Source organism: Paraburkholderia guartelaensis (assembly GCF_004353905.1).
Taxonomy (GTDB): Bacteria; Pseudomonadota; Gammaproteobacteria; order Burkholderiales; family Burkholderiaceae; genus Paraburkholderia; species Paraburkholderia guartelaensis.
Window position 1 is genome coordinate 1 of the sequence record NZ_SMOD01000172.1, and the last position, 690, is coordinate 690.

Genomic DNA, 690 nt, shown 5'->3' on the forward strand with positions numbered 1-690 from the left:
GGTCCGGCAATTCCAGGAAGATGAATCGGTCCCGTTCTTTGTGCTCTCGCTCAAGGCGGGCGGCGCGGGGTTGAATCTCACTGCCGCGTCCCACGTGATTCACTTCGATCGCTGGTGGAATCCGGCGGTCGAGAATCAGGCGACGGACCGGGCATTCCGCATTGGCCAGTGCATGAATGTTCTGGTACACAAGTTCGTTTGCCGCGGTACGGTCGAGGACCGGATTGACCAGCTGATCGAAACAAAGCAGCAACTGGTGAAGGATGTGCTTGAGGGCGGCGCGGAGCTGCTGCTGACCGAGATGAGCGACCGCGAGCTGCTCGATCTGGTCAGGCTCGATATTCATTCTGCGCAGGAAAACTGATCATGGAGAGGAACGCGAATGGCTGACTACGCCGGATGGAACCCCTACGTCCCGGTGGCCGAGCGCAGAAAGCAGGCGCAACAGCTGGTTGCGAGAGCGATCAAGGCTGGCAAGTCGCTGTCGCCCATCGCGCCCTATCGTGGGGCTATTGCGAAGACCTTCTGGGGCAAGGCATGGTGCGATAACCTGGAGCACTACAGCGACTACGCCAGTCGCCTGCCACGCGGTCGCACCTATGTGCGCAATGGTTCGGTGATCGATCTGCAGATTTCGACGGGCAGGATCCGTGCACAGGTCATGGGGTCCAGCCTGTACGAGATCGAAAT

At 59.7% G+C, this 690-nt stretch carries 1 protein-coding gene and 1 pseudogene; both read left to right on the forward strand.

Annotated elements, in window-relative coordinates; all coding sequences use genetic code 11:
• Positions 1–364 (forward strand): helicase-related protein (locus E1N52_RS43935; RefSeq protein ID WP_133191292.1); only part of this gene is annotated, 364 nt, incomplete at its 5' end.
• A gap of 18 nt (positions 365–382) precedes the next feature.
• Positions 383–690: pseudogene (locus E1N52_RS43940) on the forward strand (hypothetical protein); the annotation flags it as partial.